This is a genomic window from Sphingomonas sp. (assembly GCF_036387535.1).
Taxonomy (GTDB): Bacteria; Pseudomonadota; Alphaproteobacteria; order Sphingomonadales; family Sphingomonadaceae; genus Sphingomonas_R.
This window is the reverse complement of sequence record NZ_DASVTO010000040.1, coordinates 1-17,752: the sequence shown is the minus strand read 5'-3', so window position 1 is coordinate 17,752 and position 17,752 is coordinate 1. Positions and strand designations below refer to the sequence as shown.

The window sequence follows — 17,752 nt, the reverse complement described above, 5'->3', positions numbered from 1 at the left end:
TTCAAAATCGAGCCACGAACCGCGATAGGGGATGACCCGCGCGGCGAACAGATATTTGCCCGACGCGTGCGTCTTGCCGCGGTCATGATCGAACAGGACGCCCGGCGAACGGTGCATCTGGCTGACGATCACGCGCTCGGTGCCGTTGACGATGAACGTGCCGTTCGACGTCATCAGCGGCATGTCGCCCATGTAGACGTCCTGCTCCTTGATATCGAGCACGGAGCGGGTTTCCGTATCCGGATCCACTTCGAACACGATCAGGCGCAGCGTGACGCGCATCGGGGCGGCATAGGTGATGCCGCGCTGGCGACACTCGTCGGTATCGAACTTCGGTTCTTCCAGTTCGTAATTCACGAAATCCAGCTCGGCGGTGCCGGCGAAATCGCGGATCGGGAAGACGCTGCGTAACGTTTTCTCAAGACCGGAGACGTAATTATCCTCCGGACGCGACCGCAGGAAATGCTCGTAGCTTTCGCGCTGAACCTCGATCAGGTTCGGCATCTGCACGACTTCGTGGATGTTGCCGAACACCTTGCGGATGCGCTTCTTCGCCGCACCCTGTGCCGCGGGGGGAATTGCCTGGGTCGCCATGGATGATCCTTCGCGCTCTTAATCCGGTGCCGCGCCTTGCAACGCTGGCCGAAGCCGTTTCATCGTGGGACACCGCTCCGAAAAGCCGGCCCGCAGATGCGCCAAACGACGAAAAGCCGCGATATCCGGGCTTTCGGATATCGCAGCTTCAGCGTCGTCTCTGTTCCGGGTTTCCCAATGCGTCGCGATCCGTCGCGCAAAGTCGGATCGTGTCCCGAGAAATCCGGACCGCCGCGCCTGGCCCGAGAGCTGGAGCGGCTGTTGAAAGCGATATAGGCGATCGCTGTTGGAAAGCCAAGCCCCGGTCAGGGCAGAGTTGCGCTGGTGGCGATCGCGCGTGCGGCCGCGATATCCCGATCGAAATAGAAGATCGCCGGCGCTTCGAAGGTCGTCATATATAACCGGCCGGCGACGATCGTAGCATGGCCTTCGCCCAGCCGGCGGACATCCTCTTCGGGGCGCGTGAACTGATAGGTGAAGCGCACGCCCTTGTGACCGGCAAAGGCAACCGGTTCCACTTTCTGAATTTCCATCAGCGGCGTGTCGAAGCCGATCCGGTAGCTTTGTTCGAACAGGGCGGGGACGTCGCTGAGCAACATGGTCCCGGCGAATCGCGGAAGCGGCTTGCTGCGCCTGGAGACTTCGCGGATGATCGGCTGACCATCGACGATCCCGCCATAGAAAGTCAGATCGTTGAGCGGATCGCCGTCGCGCGTCCAGGTTTCGGCATTGCGACCGGGCCGGGCGCCAAGCCGGTTCCATTCACCGGCCGGCGTCACGGTCAACCCGGATTTGGCCACAGCCACCGGTGCGCCGGCGGGCACCAGCGTGTTGCCGGCGAGGGCAGGGGCGACCGACAGCAATGCGACGGCAAGCGCGGCGTGGCGAAACGAGATCATCGTCGGCAGGTCCATCATGGCTGTTCGATCAGGCTGCGCAGCATGGCCGCGTCCTGGCAATTCGGGTCGCGGACCAGATAGTCCGCGATCACGGTTCGGCCTTCGGCGGCTTGACCCGTGCGCAGCAATGCGAGACCGAGCCCGCGATAGGCGAGTGGATCGGTCGCGCCCTTTCCAATGGCGTCGCGGTAGAAGGTGGCGGCGGCGACAAGATCACGCGGATTGCCACGCATCCGGTACAGTTCGCCACGCGCCAGCAGCAGGTCGGGTGTCCAATCGTTGCCGGCAAGCTGGGTCAGCAGATACTCGCTGCCACCGAAATCATTGCGTTTCAGCTGATCCGACAGAAAGATCGGGCGCCATTTGGCCATGGCCGAGGTGAAGGCTTCGGTGGCATCCTCGCCGTCGTCGCCGTCCTTGATGGCGAGCTGCTTCAGATATCCTGTTCTTTCCAGGCTGGTGGGATGCGTGGCGAAGAACGCCGTGCGGTCATATCGGGTACTGCGCTGCTGCCGCCCGAAGGCGGTGGCATCAGCTTCGTCCATCATCCGTTTCCAGAACTCCGAAAAGGCACCGGGACGGTAGCGGGAGGCGGCGAGATATTGAAAGCCATGGATATCCGCGGCGCGTTCCTGATTCCGCTCATAGGAGAATAGCGCGCGATAGAGGCTGGCCTGCGTGGCGCCGACCGGCGTGCCGGAATAGCCGCCCAACAGGCCGACCCACGCCATGATGTCTCCGGTCGTGCGCTGCGCCTTGAACCCGGCCAGGGTGTGCCGTTCCTCGAAATGGGCGAATTCATGGGCCATGACCGCGGCCAGTTCCGCTTCGGTGCGCACGCGGAGCAGTAGGCCGCTCATGATCTGCATGGCGCCATTGGGTGTCATCGAGGCATTCATCTCTGCGACCCGCACGACATAGATGCGTACGGCGCCGCAGCGTTCCTGGCCGACGGTATCGCACAGGACATGGCGCAGATAGCCGGTAAGCGGCTCATCCCGGATGACGGCCGGGGAGTCGCGCAGCTTGCGCTCGATCTCGTCCAGTTCACCCCACAACCCGCGTTCGTCGACGCTTTGCGGCTGATAGGCACCGGCATAGGGTGGCAGCACGGCGGGCCGCGCCTTGGCCGCCAATGCCGTTGCCGGTTGCAGCGAGAGGCAGGCCAGCAGCAGGGCGGTGAAGCGGAAACGGCGCATCACTGCGTTCCGGTGGCGGCGGGCGTGCTGCCCGGGAAATCCTCCAGCAACTGGGTCACGCGCTTCACCGCGCCGTCACCGTCGCGGACGTCGCCGCCCATCTGGCGATCGGCGTTCAGCCAGACGAGGTCGCCGGTACGGGCGTCGACCAGCCCGGCATAGCCCTTGTGAACGCCGGAGGTGATCCCGACGCCCAGACCTCCTGCCAGGATCTGCGCTACCTTGCGTCCCGTCGATCCGAAATGATCCTCTGTTTCCAGGAACAGGATATAGTCCGCATCGGCGGCACCCGGAATATTCGCGACGCCGGGACCAAGCGTCCATTCGAAGGGCGCGTCCTTGCGCTTCTTGGTAGGCAGGCGGTTGCCGGGGAAGAACTGATAGATGATGACGGAACTCGCCACCGTCGAAAATAGGGCGCGATACTCCGCCAGCGTGGCCGCCGCCGGGCCGACCGGATCCGCAGCGACGAAGACGCTGTTGCCGAGCTTGCCCTGTGCGCGGTCCAGCGCGGTGCCGATGTTGGTTTTCGCCTGATCGGTCCAATCGGCATTGGGTTCGAACATGCCGCCAGTGGATTGCGCGCCGACCTTGATCGCGGGCCGGATCAGCAGGATCTTCTTGGAGCCGGGCGCGAGGACGAACCCCGTCTTGATCCCGGATTTTTCCTGCGCGACCGCCGGGCAGAGCGCGACGACCGACGCGCATGTCAAACCCACGGCGATACGCGCCGACCGCAACATTCCAGCCATCGTGCAAGCCCCCCTGCATTCGGCGGATTAGCCCCCTAATCACCGATTGCCTCCGGGCTATTCCGTGGCTTGAAAGGCGTCAAGGGTCAGGTGCCCCCGATCGCGCTGCGCCAGATGTTTGCGAGCAGCCGATACAAGAAAGCCCCGGCTTTCACCGGGGCTCAATTCAACGCGCAGGGCCGCTTACTCGGCAGCCGGTTCTTCACCCTCGTCCGTCTCATCCGTCACGTCGCCATCGTCATAATCCTGTTCCTCGGCGTCCACATCGGCGCCTTCGGGACCGGCGGTGACCCTGGCCTTGCGCTTCTTCGGCTTCTTCGGCGGGGCGGCGGTGATTTCGAAGGCGAGCGTGCCGTCCTTCACATGCACCTTGACCTCGCCGCCATGGACCAGCTTACCGAACAGCAGTTCCTCGGCCAGCGGCTGCTTCACCTTCTCCTGGATCAGGCGGCCCATCGGGCGGGCGCCGTAGAGCTTGTCGTAGCCGCGGGCGGTGAGCCAGTCCTTCGCTTCCTGATCGAGCGCGATATGCACCTGGCGATCGGCCAGTTGCAGTTCGAGCTGAAGAATGAACTTCTCCACCACCCGCGCGATGACCTCGGTCGGCAGGTAGGAGAAGGGCACGATCGCATCCAGCCGGTTGCGGAATTCCGGGGTGAACATCTTCTTCACCGCTTCCTCGTCCTCGCCCTCGCGGGTGAGCGCACCGAAGCCGAGCGATTCCCGCGCCATGTCGGACGCGCCGGCATTGGTGGTCATGATCAGGATGGTGTTGCGGAAATCGACGGTCTTGCCGTGGTGATCGGTCAGCTTTCCGTTGTCCATCACCTGCAACAGGATGTTGAACAGGTCGGGATGCGCTTTCTCGATCTCGTCCAGCAGCAGCACGCTGTGCGGATGCTGATCGACGGCATCGGTGAGCAGACCGCCCTGATCATAGCCGACATAGCCCGGCGGCGCGCCGATCAGCCGGCTGACCGAATGGCGTTCCATATATTCGGACATGTCGAAGCGTTGCAGCGGGATGCCCAGGATCGCGGCCAGCTGGCGCGCGACCTCGGTCTTGCCGACGCCGGTCGGACCCGAGAACAGATAGTTGCCGATCGGCTTGTCGGGATCGCGCAGGCCCGCCCGGCTGAGCTTGATCGCAGACGACAGCAGTTCGATCGCCTTGTCCTGACCGAACACCACCCGCTTGAGATCGGTTTCGAGCGTGGCGAGCGCCTTGGTATCATCGGTCGAGACGGATTTCGGCGGGATGCGCGCCATCGTCGCGATCACGGCCTCGATCTCCTTGGGCGTGATCACCTTCTTGCGCTTGGACTCCACGACCAGCATCTGCATCGCGCCGGCTTCGTCGACGACGTCGATCGCCTTGTCGGGCAGCTTGCGGTCGTTGATGTAGCGCGCCGACAGTTCGACCGCCGCCTTGATCGCGTCGGGCGTGTATTTGACGTGATGATGCGCCTCATAGGCAGAGCGCAAGCCGGTCAGGATGGCGATCGCATCCTCGACCGTGGGTTCGTTGACGTCGATCTTCTGGAACCGGCGCAGGAGGGCGCGGTCCTTTTCGAAATGGTTGCGGAATTCCTTGTACGTGGTCGAGCCGATGCAACGGATCGAACCGCCGGACAGCGCCGGCTTGAGCAGGTTGGACGCATCCATCGCGCCGCCGCTGGTGGCGCCGGCTCCGATCACGGTGTGGATCTCGTCGATGAACAGCACGGCGTGCGGCAGCTTCTCCAGCTCCGACACGACCTGCTTCAGCCGCTCCTCGAAATCGCCGCGATAGCGGGTGCCGGCGAGCAACGCGCCCATGTCGAGCGAATAGATGACCGCTTCGAGCAGCACCTCCGGCACATCGCCGTTGATGATCTTGAGCGCCAAGCCCTCGGCGATCGCGGTCTTGCCGACGCCGGGTTCGCCCACATAGAGCGGGTTGTTCTTCGAACGGCGACACAGGATCTGGACGGTCCGGTCGACTTCCGACGACCGCCCGATCAGCGGGTCGATCTTGCCGGTCGCGGCCTTCTCGTTCAGGTTGACGGTGAACTGCTTCAGGGCGCTTTCGCCCTTCTTGCCGTCCTTGCTGGCCGGCTTCTCTTCGTCCGCACCCTTCACTTCGCGCGACTCCGTGGGGGTGCCGGCCTTGCCGACGCCGTGGCTGATGAAGCTGACCGCATCGAGGCGGTTCATGTCCTGCTGCTGCAGGAAGAAGACGGCGTAGCTTTCGCGCTCGCTGAACAGCGCGACCAGGACGTTGCCGCCGGTCACCTCGTCGCGACCGGAGGACTGGACATGGAGAATGGCACGCTGGACGACGCGCTGGAACCCGGAGGTGGGGGAGGGATCGGTATTGCCCTCGACCTTCAACGCATCGAGTTCGGTGTCCAGATACAGGGTGACTGCTTCCTTGAGTTCGGCGATCTCGACGCCGCAGGCCAGCATCACCTTTGACGCGTGATCGTCATCGATCAGCGCGAGCAGGAGATGTTCGAGCGTCGCATATTCGTGGCGGCGGGTGCTGGCGGCAGTCAGCGCATTGTGCAGCGTCTGTTCCAGCTCACGGGCGAATGAGGGCATGGACTTCTACTCCTTGGGGCCCGTCAGGTGGACGACCCCGTCCACCGATATGTCGTGATGCCGCGCCTGCCGATCAAGGACGTCCGTGGCGCCGGGCTGCGGCGTTTCGTCCCAGGTCGGAAAGCTCCGCTTCGTCATCGCCTGAATAGCGCATCAGCGGTTGCGCGATGGTTAACGGCATGTTCGGCCTGTTGGCGTGTTCGCCGGATCTCCGCCTCCAGCACCGCGATGCGGGCGTGCAGTTCGGCGACCGACAGCGGATCCAGATCCTGCCGCGCCAGCAGCGCTAGCGGATCGTCTGACCGTTTCGGAAAAGTTTCTTCCGAGTCCATGCAGACAGCGTTGACCGCGCGCGCGCCCAAGTCAATAAACCGGTCGACAGAATTGCATGAACGTCGCGATGCGCGATCGTCGCGACGGTCGTCAGGGGGAATGATGGCGGTACTGCCCGAACGGATGATCGCCATCGATCCGGACGAGGCCGGCGGACCCGACATCCTGCGTCCGGTCGAACGGCCCGTGCCGGTGCCCGGCGCGAACGAGGTGTTGATCCAGGTTGCCGCCGCCGGCGTGAACCGGCCCGACCTGATGCAGCGCGCGGGCAAATATCCGCCGCCGCCCGGTGCGCCGTCGATCCCCGGGCTGGAGGTTTCCGGCACGGTCGTCGCGTGCGGTACCGAGGTTGCGACCCTGTTTCCGGGCCAGCCGGTCTGCGCGCTGATTACCGGCGGCGGCTATGCCGAATATGCGGTGGCGCCGGCGGGGCAGTGCCTGCCCGTGCCGGCGGCGCTGTCCATGGTGGAGGCGGCGGCGCTGCCCGAAACGCTGTTCACCGTGTGGACCAATTTGTTCGAGCGCGCCTATGCGATGGAGGGCGACACGGTGCTGGTCCATGGCGGGACCAGCGGAATAGGCACGATGGCGATCCTGCTCGGCCGCATCTTCGGCCTGACCGTGATCGTGACCGCGGGATCGGACGCCAAGTGTGACCGTGCGCTGGAGATCGGCGCGGCGCATGCCATCAATTACCGCACGCAGGATTTCGTAGCGGAGGTGCAGCGGCTGACCGAAGGGCGCGGCGTGGATGCGGTGCTGGACATGATCGGCGGCGATTATTTCGCCCGCAACCTCGCTTGTCTGGCCGATGACGGCCGCCATGTGTCGATCGCTTCGCAACGCGGGGCGGAGGCGAGCTTCCAGATCTGGGACGTGATGAAGCGTCGGCTCACGCTGACCGGTTCGACGCTGCGCGCACGATCGGTCGGGTTCAAGTCGCTGGTGGCGGACGAGTTGAGCCGACAGGTGTGGCCGCATGTCGAGGAAGGCCGGTTGAAGCCGATCATCGACCGAACATTCCCGCTGGCCGAGGCGGCCGCGGCGCATGCGTATCTGGAAGCGGGCGACCATGTCGGGAAGGTCGTCCTGACGATGGGGTGATTACGGACCCCGCGTCATTCCGGCGGAGGCGGCGACCTCGCTGGGGTTTGGCATGGGCGCTTTGCCTGCGGGAGCTCCCGGCCTGCGCGGGGACGAGGGCTTGCCCAAGCGGAAGTTGCAGGGCGGCAAGCCCCAAAACAGTAGACAAACCGCGCTTGTTCCCTAAACCGCCCGACCGACGCAGTATCGGAGCGAGGCTATGGGTTATCGGGTCGTCGTGGCAGGTGCCACGGGCAATGTCGGGCGGGAAATGCTCAACATCCTGGCGGAGCGGGAATTCCCGATCGACGAGATCGCGGTGGTCGCATCGTCGCGCAGCCAGGGTAACAAGGTCGATTTCGGCGAGACCGGCAAGCAGCTGAAGGTCCAGAATATCGAGCATTTCGACTGGGCCGGCTGGGACATGGCGCTGTTCGCGATCGGATCGGAAGCCACCGCGGTGTATGCGCCGAAGGCTGCGGCGGCCGGCTGCGTCGTCATCGACAACAGTTCGCTGTATCGCATGGACCCGGACGTGCCGCTGATCGTGCCGGAGGTGAACCCGGACGCGATCGACGGGTATCGCCGCAAGAACATCATCGCCAACCCGAACTGTTCGACGGCGCAGATGGTGGTGGCGCTGAAGCCATTACATGACGCCGCGACGATCAAGCGCGTGGTGGTTTCGACCTATCAATCCGTGTCGGGCGCCGGCAAGCAGGGGATGGATGAACTGTTCGAGCAAAGCCGCAACATCTTCGTCGGCGATCCGGCCGAGCCGCACAAGTTCACCAAGCAGATCGCGTTCAACGTGATTCCGCATATCGACGTCTTCCTGGATGACGGGTTCACCAAGGAAGAATGGAAGATGGTGGTCGAGACCAAGAAGATCCTGGACCCGAAGATCAAGGTGGTGGCCACCTGTGTGCGCGTGCCGGTGTTCGTCGGCCATTCCGAGGCCATCTCCATCGAACTGGAGCGCGAATTGTCGGCCGAGGACGCGCAGAATATCCTGCGCGAGGCGCCGGGGATCATGCTGATCGACAAGCGCGAGGACGGCGGATACATCACACCGGTCGAGTGTGTCGGGGAATTCGCCACCTTCGTCAGCCGCGTGCGCGAGGATCCGACGGTCGAGAACGGCCTGATGCTGTGGTGCGTCAGCGACAATCTGCGCAAGGGTGCGGCCCTGAACGCGGTGCAGATCGCCGAACTGCTCGGGCGGCGGCATCTGAAGAAGGACATGCAGCATCTGGAAGCGGACCCGGATGAAGAGCCGGACGCCGACTGACGCCGACGCGGCGCTGCGCACCGGCGGGTGTCAGTGCGGGGCGGTGCGGTACCGGATCGACGGGCCGCAGCCGTCCTGCCATGCCTGCCATTGCCGCGAATGCCAGCGGCAGTCGGCGAGCGCATTCGGGCTGTCGCTGACCGTGCGGCGGGTGGATTTCGTGGTCACGGGCCCGGTCAAGCGTTGGGATCGGGGGACCGATTTCGGCACGCGGACCAGCTGCGTCTTCTGCGACTATTGCGGAACGCGGGTGTTCCATATCGACAGCCTGTCGCCGGACTGGGTGAGCGTGAAGGGCGGTTCGCTCGACGATCCGACCTGGGCGACGCCGACCGCGCATATCTGGGTTTCGCGCAGGCGGCCCTGGGTGATATTGGATCCTGCCTTGCCGACGCATGCCACGCAGCCGGACGATCTGGCCGCCTGGAGAGCGGCGCGTGCCGAAGGAGCCGGATGCTGACCCCCACCACCCACCATTATAGCGCGGCCGACGGCACGACGCTGGCCTGGCACGAGATTGGCGGCGGGCGTCCGCTGATCCTGATCCACGGGCTGTTTTCGTCCGCGGACACCAATTGGATCAAGTTCGGCCATGCCGCCCGGATCGCGGCGTTGGGTTACCGCGTCATCATGCCGGACCTGCGCGCGCATGGCGACAGCGCCGCGCCGCACGATCCGGCATGCTACCCGCCTGACATTTTGGCGGAGGATGCCGAGGCGCTGGTCGCGCAGCTGGGGCTCGGCGACTATGATCTGGGCGGCTATTCGCTGGGCGCGCGGACCGCGGTGCGGATGCTGGTGCGCGGGGCCGAACCGGGCCGGGTGATCCTGTCCGGCATGGGGTATCAGGGCCTGCTGGATACCGGAACCCGCGCCGCGCATTTCCGGCGCATCCTGACCGGCATCGGCACGTTTCAACGCGGCACGCCGGAGTGGATGGCGGAAGCGTTCCTGAAGACCAGCGGCGGCGATCCGAAGGCGTTGCTGCCGCTGCTCGACAGCTTCGTGGATACGGCCGCGGCCGACATCGCCGCGATCGACCGGCCGGTGCTGGTGGTGTCGGGCGCGGAGGACGATGACAACGGATCGTCGGCGGCGCTGGCCGAATTGCTGCCTCAGGGGCGCTATGTCGAAGTGCCGGGTAATCACATGAGTGCCGTCGTGAAGCCGGAACTCGGGCGCGCGATGACGGAGTGGCTGGGGGCGGCGTGATTGGCGGTCGGCTGCACGCGGAGGCATCCGCCGCTGCGACCGGTTTGCGACGTTGAAGCTTGGTGCTGGATCAACGCGCCGCACTTTAGAATTGCGATGACCGCTTGAACCCACCCCCAATCATCGTCGCTCTCGCACTAGTCTGCTACGCCCGAAACCAGACATCGGGGATCTGAGTTGCTATGACTAACCAGCAAGAGGCACCGGCACCCGATGGAACGGCTCGGCTGTGTTTATCGCTGACCGCTGAAGGCTTGACGGCCTACGGCAATCGGGCAGCCCTGACGAGTTTACGTGACCAACTGACATGGATGATCGCCTCGGACCCCGCTGAGCATTTTGAGTGCCACGTCTTGATGACGTTGGAGACCGACGCGTCGCGGTTCGACGGCGCGACGTCCAACGTATGGACCCTAGTTTCCGAAGACCTTGCTGGAAAGGTCATCATCCCGAGCGAGGAACATCCGGGGTTTGAGTTGACCTTAATGCACGCAGAAGAGGCGGATCTAGACAAATTGGCAAGCTACCGTCCAAGCGGGATCAAGCCGTAAGGCGGTCCGGAATGCCCGCGTCAGGCCTGAAACGGGTCGGTCGGTTCTCCACCACACTCCGACGTTCACCTCCAAATTCCACGATCCGACTTGGACAGTCTCGAACCGCATCGGCCGCCCTTGGAACGCGGGGATGACGGCGGCCCGTCTTATCGCCTATGGGGTAGGCTCTGCTGTCAATGCCGGAACCTGCCTTGAGCCTCTATGCCCGTTTTGCCGCCGATATCGGCACCGTTCTCGATGCGCTGGAGGCCGAAGCGGCGTTGCCCGCGGGGTTGAACCGCGCGAATATCGCGGTGGAGCCGCCGCGGGATGCCAGCCACGGCGATCTGGCGACCAATGCGGCGATGGTGCTGGCGAAGCCGGCCGGGACCAACCCGCGCGCGCTGGCGGCGCTGATCGCACCCAGGCTGGAGGCGTTGCCGGGTGTCACCGCGGTGGAGATCGCCGGCCCCGGATTCATGAACCTGCGGCTCGACCCCGATCTGTGGCGCGGGGAATTGCGGACCATCCTGGCCGACGCCGGCGATTATGGGCGGTCGACGCTGGGGCAGGGCGCGCGCGTCAATGTCGAATATGTGTCCGCCAATCCGACCGGGCCGATGCACATGGGCCATTGCCGCGGCGCGGTGGTCGGCGATGCGCTGGCCAGCCTGCTGGAATATGCCGGCCATGCGGTGACGCGCGAATATTATGTCAACGATGCGGGATCGCAGGTCGAGACGCTGGGGCGCTCCGCGCATCTGCGCTACCGCGAGGCGCTGGGCGAGACGGTGACGATTCCGGAAGGCCTGTATCCCGGCGACTATCTGAAGCCGATTGGGGCGGCGTTGGCGGCCGAATATGGCGATCGCTATGTCGGTGCGCCGGAGGCGGAGTGGCTGCCGCTGTTCCGCACGCGCACGGTGGCGGCGATGATGGACATGATCCGCGCCGATCTGGCGCTGCTCGGCATCGTCCATGACGTCTTCTCGTCAGAGGCCAAGGTGCAGTCGGACGGCAAGGTCGTTGCCGCGCTCGACCGGCTGCGGGCCGAAGGGCTGGTCTATGAAGGCGTGCTGGAGGCGCCGAAGGGCGAGGTGCCGGACGACTGGGAACCGGTCGAGATGACGCTGTTCCGTGCGACGCGGTTCGGCGACGACAGCGACCGGCCGGTGCGGAAGGCGGACGGCGCCTATACCTATTTCGGCAACGACCTGGCCTATCATGCGCAGAAGGCGGAGAACGCCGACCTGCTGGTCGACATCTGGGGCGCGGATCATGCCGGCACCGTCAAGCGCGTGCAGGCGGCGGTACAGGCGCTGACCGGTGGCCGCGTGCCGCTGGACATCAAGCTGGTGCAGATGGTGCGGCTGCTGCGCGACGGCGAACCGGTGAAGATGTCGAAACGGTCGGGCAGCTTCGTGACGCTGGCCGATGTGGTGGAGGAGGTCGGCAAGGATGTCGTCCGTTTCACCATGCTGACGCGGCGGGCCGATGCGCAGATGGATTTCGACTTTGCCAAGGTGGTCGAGGCATCGAAGGAAAATCCGGTCTTCTACGTGCAATATGCGCATGCGCGGATCCGGTCGGTCCACCGCAAGGCGGTGGAGGCCGGGATCGATGTCGCGACGCCGGCCGATCTGGCGCGGCTGGACGCGGAGGAACTGGCGCTGGTCCGGCTGGCCGCGCAATTCCCGCGGATCATCGAAGCGGCGGCGACGACTCGCGAGCCGCACCGGGTGGCCTTCTACCTCTCCGATCTGGCCGCGGCGTTCCACGCGCTGTGGAACCGGGGCAATGACGATCCGGAACGGCGATTTTTAGTGGTTAACGACCCGGAAACGACGCTGGCCCGACTATCGCTGGCCGCCGCCATCGGGCAGATCATCCGCAACGGATTGGCCGTGATGGGCGTCGCGGCGGCGGAGGAGATGCACTGATGTCGGATTTTGATCGGGGACGGGTCGCGGGCGATGGCGATCGTCTTCCCTGGCTGGAACCGGTCGAGGAGGAGCGTGCGTCCGCACCGGGGATGGGCAAGACCATCGCCGCCTTGCTGGTCGTGCTGCTGGTGCTGGGGCTGGTGATCGGCGGCGTATTCTGGTTGCGGTCCGGTGGTACGGCCGAGGGATCGGGCGATCTGATCGCCGCGCCGGAGGGGGATTACAAGGTGAAGCCCGATCAGCCGGGCGGGATGAAGGTGGAAGGCGAGGGCGAAACCGCGTTCGCGGCCAGTGACGGCAGGGAAACCAATGCATCGATCGACCTGTCGGCCATTCCCGAGGCGCCGGTCACCGGTACCGGCAGCGTGACGACCGCGGACGCCGCGTCCAGCGGCGCAAGCGCCGCGCCGGCCCCTGTCGCCGCACCACTGGCCCCCAAGGCGGTTCCCGCCGCCCGGACCGCACCCGTTGAAAAGCCGGCCGCAATCGTGAAGCCGGCTCCGGCCCCGGCTCCGGCCCCGGCACCGGTCCGGACCGCCAAGGCCGCTGCACCCGTCGCCGCGGAACCGGCCACGGGCGGCGCGCAGATCCAGCTGGGCGCGTTCGGCAGCGAGGCCAAGGCCAATGCGGCGTGGAAGACGTTGTCGACGCGCTTCACCTTCCTGGCCCCGCTGGCCAAGACGGTGACGCCGGTCGTTGCGGGCGACAAGACGCTCTATCGCCTGCGCGCGACGGGCGGACAGGCGGGGGCGCTGTGCGCGCGGTTGAAGGTTGCCGGGGAAACCTGCGCGGTCATCGGCTGACATCGTACCGGCGCTCGTCGGCGGGAGGGGGTTTGATTTTCCGGATGGGGCGTTAGACCCGCGGCATGACACCGTTGATCCTGGGCCTGGCGGGGCCCGAATTGTCCGCCGAGGAACGCGCCTTTTTCGCGGAATGCGATCCGGCGGGGTTCATCCTGTTCCGGCGCAACGTGGTCGACCGCACGCAAGTGCGCCGGTTGACCGATGATCTGCGTCTGCTGTCCGGGCGCGCCGATGTGCCGATCCTGATCGATCAGGAGGGCGGGCGTGTCGCGCGGATGCAGCCGCCGATCTGGCCGGCGTTCCCGCCCGGTGCCGCGTTCGGGCCGCTCTATGATCGCGCGCCGATCTCCGCGATCGAAGCGATGCTGGCCAGTGCGCAGGCGATCGGCGCGGTGCTGGCGGAGGCCGGGATCACGGTCGATTGCCTGCCGCTGCTGGACGTCGCACAGCCCGGCGCGCACGACATCATCGGCGACCGCGCGCTGGTCGCGGAACCGATGCAGGTGGCGGCGCTGGGCCGCGCCACGATCGACGGGCTGGCGCGCGCCGGCGTGGTCGCGGTGGTGAAGCATATTCCCGGCCATGGCCGCGCGCTGGTCGACAGCCACCTTGAACTGCCGGTGGTCGATGCGAGCGCAGACGCGCTGGAAACCGACCTGCTGCCGTTCCGCGCGCTGGCGCGCGCCCCGATGGCGATGACCGCGCATGTCGTCTACCGCGCCTGGGATCCGGAACGGTGCGCCAGCCTGTCGCCGATCGTGATCGGCGACATCATCCGCGGGCAGATCGGATTCGACGGACTGCTGATGTCGGACGATCTCGGCATGCGGGCGCTGGGGGGGGATTATGGCGCGCGCGCGGGCGGCGTGATCGCGGCGGGGTGCGACGTGGCGCTGCATTGTTCGGGTGACATGGCCGAGATGATCGCCTGCGTTCAGGGCGTCGGCGCCATCAGCGACCAAGCGCGCGAACGGCTGGACCGCGCCATGGCGACGGTCGCGGGTGGCGGCGACGGCAGCGATCATGACATGCTGGCGGCGCGGCGGGACGCGTTGCTGGCGCTCGCCTGACCGCGGCGTGGACGCACCGCCGGACGACCGGCTGACGCTGGAACTCGACGGATGGGAAGGGCCGCTCGACCTGCTGCTCACACTCGCCCGGACGCAGAAGGTGGATCTGCGCGAACTGTCGATCCTGGCGCTGGTCGAGCAATATCTGGACTGGCTGGCGCACGCGCAGGCGCGCGCGGATGCGTTGCGGCTGGAGGTCGCGGCCGACTGGCTGGTGATGGCGGCCTGGCTGGCCTATCTGAAATCCGCGCTGCTGCTGCCGCGCGATCCGGAGGCGGACCCCGATCCGGAGGAGATGGCGCTCCGCCTGCAACTGCGCCTGCAACGGCTGGATGCGATGCGGGAGGCGGGTGCGCGGCTGATGGCGCGCGACCGGATCGGACGCGATGTCTTTCCGCGCGGCGCGCCGGAGGGGCTGGCGGTGGTGCGGCGTCCGCTATGGGATGCGTCGCTGTATGACCTGATCGCGGCCTATGGCGTCGTGAAGCGGCGGACAGCACCCGTGGTGCATCTGGTGCGCCGCCGGCCGGTGATGACGCTGGACCAGGCGCTGGCGCGGCTGGTCGCGATGCTGGGGACGGCGCCGGGCTGGACCGACCTGCGCCGCTGCGTGCCGCCGGGCGGGACGGGTGACCTTCGGCGGTCGGCACTGGCATCCTCGTTCCTGGCGGCGCTGGAACTGGCGCGGCAGGGGCGGGTCGTGCTGGACCAGGCGGAAGCGTTCGCGCCGTTGCGATTGCGCGCGCCATGACCGATCCGGCCGCCGATTCCGTTGATCGCGCGATCGAGGCGGTCCTGTTCGCAGCCGAGTCGCCGCTCACCCTTTCCCAGTTGGCGGTGGCCATCGGCACCGCGGACGGCGTGGCGTCAGCGCTGACGCGGTTGCAGGCGCGCTATGCCGGCCGCGGGGTGGAGCTGGTCGAACGCGGCGGGCGCTGGCTGTTCCAGACCGCGCCCGATCTGGCGCATATCCTGCGCCGCGAGCGGGACGAGCCTCGCCGCATGTCGCGTGCCGCGGTCGAGACGCTGGCGATCATCGCTTATCACGAACCGGTCAGCCGCGCGGAGATCGAGGCGATCCGCGGAGTTCAGACATCGCGCGGGACACTGGACGTGTTGATGCAGGCCGGCTGGATCCGCCCGGCCGGACGGCGCGAGGTGCCCGGACGCCCGCTGATCTTTGCGACCACGCCCAACTTCCTCGCGCATTTCGGCCTGGCGTCGCGCCGTGACCTGCCGGGGATCGACGATCTGCGGGCCGCCGGGCTGCTGGACCCCGTCGATTTCGCGGCCACGCAGCTAGAGGTGGAAAGCGGAGGCGATGACGACTAGATAGGGGGGACAATAGGAGACTGACCATGGGCATCTCGCTCCCGCATATCCTGATCTTTGCCGTTGTCGCGATCTTGCTGCTGGGCGGCGGCCGCTTCTCCAATATGATGGGAGATGTCGCCAAGGGCGTGAAACAGTTCAAGAAAGGCATGGCCGAGGACGATGACGAGGTGCCCGCCAAGCCTTCTGCACGGCTCCAGGCACAGCCGCCGGTCGAACCGACGGCGCAGCGCGACCTGCATCCGATGAAGGATGATCGCCCGCAAGTCTGATCGACCGGGCCCGCCGGACGGGCCGGCGATGATGTCATGCAGCCGCCGCCCGCAGACCGGGCGGCGGACATCGTTTTTGTGGGGTGAAGACTGCCGTGTTCGACATCGCACCGACCGAATTGCTGCTGTGCGCCGTCGTGGCGCTGGTCGTGATCGGCCCGAAGGATCTTCCGCGTGCCATGCGGACGGTGGGGCAGTTCGTGGCCAAGATACGCGGAGTCGGTCGCCATTTCCGCGCCAGTTTCGACGAGATGGTGCGGGAAGCGGAATTGAAGGAAATGGAAGAAACCTGGGCGAAGGAAAATGCCCGCATCATGCGCGAACATCCCGCAGAAGAGGCGCACGACGCCACGTTCGCGACGGGCGATCCGATGTTGCCGGCGCCGGCCGCCGACGTGGCGCACCCGGCGCCGGCCAGCGACGTGCCATATGTCGCCGGTCCTGTCGCTGACCACCCACCGGCCGCGTCCGAACCCGAACAGCTGCAATCCAGCCCGGTAGAACGGCCGTGATCGACGATATCGACGAGTCGCGTGCGCCGCTGCTGGATCATCTGATCGAACTGCGACGGCGGTTGCTGTGGTCGATCGCGGCACTGGCGGCGGCGTTCGGCATCTGCCTGTATTTCGCCCGGCCGATCTTTGCCTTTCTGGTGCAACCCCTGCTGATGGCGGGGCAGGGGCGCCTGATCTACACCGACATCTTCGAGGCATTCTTCGTCGAACTGAAGGTCGCCTTCTTTGCAGCGACGATGCTGGCCTTCCCGGTCATCGCCAACCAGATCTGGCAGTTCATCGCGCCGGGCTTGTACAAGAACGAGAAGCGCGCCTTCTTCCCGTTCCTGCTGCTGACCCCGGTGCTGTTCCTGATGGGCGCCGCGCTGGCCTATTATGTCGCAATGCCGATCGCGCTGCACTTCCTGCTGGGATATCAGGGCAATATCGGCGGTGTTCAGCAGGATGCCTTGCCGGGTGTCGGCAATTATCTGAGCTTCGTCACCAAATTCCTGTTCGGTTTCGGCGTGGCGTTCCTGCTGCCGGTGCTGCTGATGCTGCTGGAAACCGCGGGATTGGTGACGCGGGCGCAGCTGAAAGCCGGGCGGCGCTATGCGATCGTGGCGGCGTTCGGGATCGCGGCGGTGCTGACGCCCCCGGACGTGGTATCGCAGCTGATGCTCGCCGTGCCGTTGGTGATCCTGTATGAATTCGCGCTGATTGCGATCTTCTTTACCGAGAAACGCCGCCGGAAGTTTGCCGAGGAAGCGGCGACGGAATGATCCGCCCATGAAAAACCCCGCCGGTTCGCACCGGCGGGGTTTTCGTTAAGCCCTGGATGGGGCTTACTTGGCGACGTTCTCGACAGCCTGACCCGCGGACTTCACGTCCTTGCCAGCGCCTTCGACCGTGTTGCAGGCCGAAACCATGAAGCTGCCCGTGACGAGGGCGATCGCGACGATCTTACGCACCATAATCTGAACTCCCAATTCTGTACCATCCGTGCGGAGGCCAAAGGAGGAATGCCCGATGCCGGATCTTGTTCCGCCTCCGTGTCGATACTCCCGTCAATCGTCGTCGGTATCCGGGGAAATGCTGATCTCGATCGCATAGCTGCCAAGGATCTCGTCGATCGCCAGCTTGCTGCGAAGCTGTCGCGAGAGACCTTCGATCACGCGGCGGAAGCGTTCGCTGGGAGCGCTGGGCCGGTCCGGCGCGCCGGCCAACGCCGCCGCGGCGATCGACAGGGTCGCCCGGTCGGGACGATCGGCAGGTTGCAGCGCGATCAGCACCTTGCCGCGCGGATCGGCCAGCATCGCGACCTCGACGATCTCCGTGACAAGGAACGCGACCGGG

At 65.8% G+C, this 17,752-nt stretch carries 19 protein-coding genes and 2 pseudogenes; 13 read left to right on the top strand and 8 right to left on the bottom strand.

From position 1 onward, the window contains the following. From VF649_RS03385 to VF649_RS03360, 6 genes and pseudogenes are all read right to left on the bottom strand, one after another. Positions 1-594, bottom strand: a pseudogene (locus VF649_RS03385) (DNA-directed RNA polymerase subunit beta); the annotation flags it as partial. Between the two features lie 305 nt (positions 595-899). Then, positions 900-1,511, bottom strand: a complete 612-nt coding sequence (locus VF649_RS03380) for a hypothetical protein (RefSeq protein WP_331010545.1) — start codon at positions 1,509-1,511, stop codon at positions 900-902. Then, positions 1,508-2,692 (bottom strand): M48 family metalloprotease, encoded by a 1,185-nt coding sequence (locus tag VF649_RS03375; RefSeq protein ID WP_331010544.1) that lies wholly within the window; start codon positions 2,690-2,692, stop codon positions 1,508-1,510. Before VF649_RS03375 ends, VF649_RS03380 begins: the two co-directional genes overlap by 4 nt. Beyond that, complete coding sequence (locus VF649_RS03370) at positions 2,692-3,435, bottom strand: hypothetical protein (RefSeq protein ID WP_414713633.1); 744 nt, start codon at positions 3,433-3,435, stop codon at positions 2,692-2,694. Before VF649_RS03370 ends, VF649_RS03375 begins: the two co-directional genes overlap by 1 nt. Before the next feature lie 192 nt (positions 3,436-3,627). Then, positions 3,628-6,027 (bottom strand): ATP-dependent Clp protease ATP-binding subunit ClpA, encoded by a 2,400-nt coding sequence (clpA, locus tag VF649_RS03365; protein WP_331010542.1) that lies wholly within the window; start codon positions 6,025-6,027, stop codon positions 3,628-3,630. Between the two features lie 134 nt (positions 6,028-6,161). After that, on the bottom strand, positions 6,162-6,359 hold the full coding sequence (locus VF649_RS03360) for a DUF1192 domain-containing protein (protein WP_331010548.1): 198 nt from the start codon (positions 6,357-6,359) through the stop codon (positions 6,162-6,164). 103 nt (positions 6,360-6,462) lie between these two features. On the opposite strand from VF649_RS03360, the gene VF649_RS03355 reads away from it, so the two are divergent. From VF649_RS03355 to tatC, 13 genes are all read left to right on the top strand, one after another. Then, positions 6,463-7,464, top strand: coding sequence for an NAD(P)H-quinone oxidoreductase (locus VF649_RS03355; protein ID WP_331010541.1), 1,002 nt, complete (start codon positions 6,463-6,465; stop codon positions 7,462-7,464). A gap of 199 nt (positions 7,465-7,663) precedes the next feature. After that, entirely contained in the window at positions 7,664-8,734 is a 1,071-nt protein-coding gene (locus VF649_RS03350) for an aspartate-semialdehyde dehydrogenase (RefSeq protein WP_331010540.1), read from the top strand. Next, the gene (locus VF649_RS03345; RefSeq protein ID WP_331010539.1) at positions 8,712-9,194 is read left to right on the top strand and encodes a GFA family protein; all 483 of its coding nucleotides are present in this window, start codon (positions 8,712-8,714) and stop codon (positions 9,192-9,194) included. Before VF649_RS03350 ends, VF649_RS03345 begins: the two co-directional genes overlap by 23 nt. Beyond that, positions 9,188-9,946 (top strand): alpha/beta fold hydrolase, encoded by a 759-nt coding sequence (locus tag VF649_RS03340; protein ID WP_331010538.1) that lies wholly within the window; start codon positions 9,188-9,190, stop codon positions 9,944-9,946. Before VF649_RS03345 ends, VF649_RS03340 begins: the two co-directional genes overlap by 7 nt. 182 nt (positions 9,947-10,128) lie before the next feature. Beyond that, positions 10,129-10,497: a hypothetical protein gene (locus VF649_RS03335; RefSeq protein WP_331010537.1), complete on the top strand. Its 369-nt coding sequence runs from the start codon at positions 10,129-10,131 to the stop codon at positions 10,495-10,497. 194 nt (positions 10,498-10,691) lie between these two features. Continuing rightward, on the top strand, positions 10,692-12,419 hold the full coding sequence (gene argS / locus VF649_RS03330) for an arginine--tRNA ligase (RefSeq protein WP_331010547.1): 1,728 nt from the start codon (positions 10,692-10,694) through the stop codon (positions 12,417-12,419). Then, the gene (locus tag VF649_RS03325) at positions 12,419-13,225 is read left to right on the top strand and encodes an SPOR domain-containing protein (RefSeq protein ID WP_331010536.1); all 807 of its coding nucleotides are present in this window, start codon (positions 12,419-12,421) and stop codon (positions 13,223-13,225) included. The genes argS and VF649_RS03325 overlap by 1 nt, the downstream gene beginning before the upstream one ends. Positions 13,226-13,290: 65 nt before the next feature. Beyond that, positions 13,291-14,298 carry a beta-N-acetylhexosaminidase gene (gene nagZ / locus VF649_RS03320; RefSeq protein ID WP_331010535.1) on the top strand — a complete coding sequence of 336 codons (1,008 nt, stop codon included), beginning with the start codon at positions 13,291-13,293 and terminating at the stop codon, positions 14,296-14,298. Continuing rightward, positions 14,252-15,049 carry a segregation and condensation protein A gene (locus VF649_RS03315; protein ID WP_414713632.1) on the top strand — a complete coding sequence of 266 codons (798 nt, stop codon included), beginning with the start codon at positions 14,252-14,254 and terminating at the stop codon, positions 15,047-15,049. The genes nagZ and VF649_RS03315 overlap by 47 nt, the downstream gene beginning before the upstream one ends. Continuing rightward, positions 15,046-15,630, top strand: coding sequence for an SMC-Scp complex subunit ScpB (gene scpB / locus VF649_RS03310; RefSeq protein ID WP_331010533.1), 585 nt, complete (start codon positions 15,046-15,048; stop codon positions 15,628-15,630). Before VF649_RS03315 ends, scpB begins: the two co-directional genes overlap by 4 nt. A 26-nt stretch (positions 15,631-15,656) precedes the next feature. Continuing rightward, positions 15,657-15,902, top strand: a complete 246-nt coding sequence (locus VF649_RS03305; RefSeq protein ID WP_331010532.1) for a twin-arginine translocase TatA/TatE family subunit — start codon at positions 15,657-15,659, stop codon at positions 15,900-15,902. Between the two features lie 95 nt (positions 15,903-15,997). After that, a complete protein-coding gene (tatB, locus tag VF649_RS03300; protein ID WP_331010531.1) occupies positions 15,998-16,414 on the top strand; it encodes a Sec-independent protein translocase protein TatB in 417 nt (138 codons plus the stop codon). Next, a complete protein-coding gene (gene tatC, locus VF649_RS03295; protein WP_331010546.1) occupies positions 16,414-17,178 on the top strand; it encodes a twin-arginine translocase subunit TatC in 765 nt (254 codons plus the stop codon). The genes tatB and tatC overlap by 1 nt, the downstream gene beginning before the upstream one ends. 63 nt (positions 17,179-17,241) lie before the next feature. On the opposite strand, the gene VF649_RS03290 is transcribed toward tatC, so the two are convergent. Beyond that, positions 17,242-17,370, bottom strand: a complete 129-nt coding sequence (locus VF649_RS03290; protein WP_331010530.1) for an entericidin A/B family lipoprotein — start codon at positions 17,368-17,370, stop codon at positions 17,242-17,244. 93 nt (positions 17,371-17,463) lie between these two features. Beyond that, a pseudogene (locus tag VF649_RS03285) lies at positions 17,464-17,752 on the bottom strand (sensor histidine kinase); the annotation flags it as partial.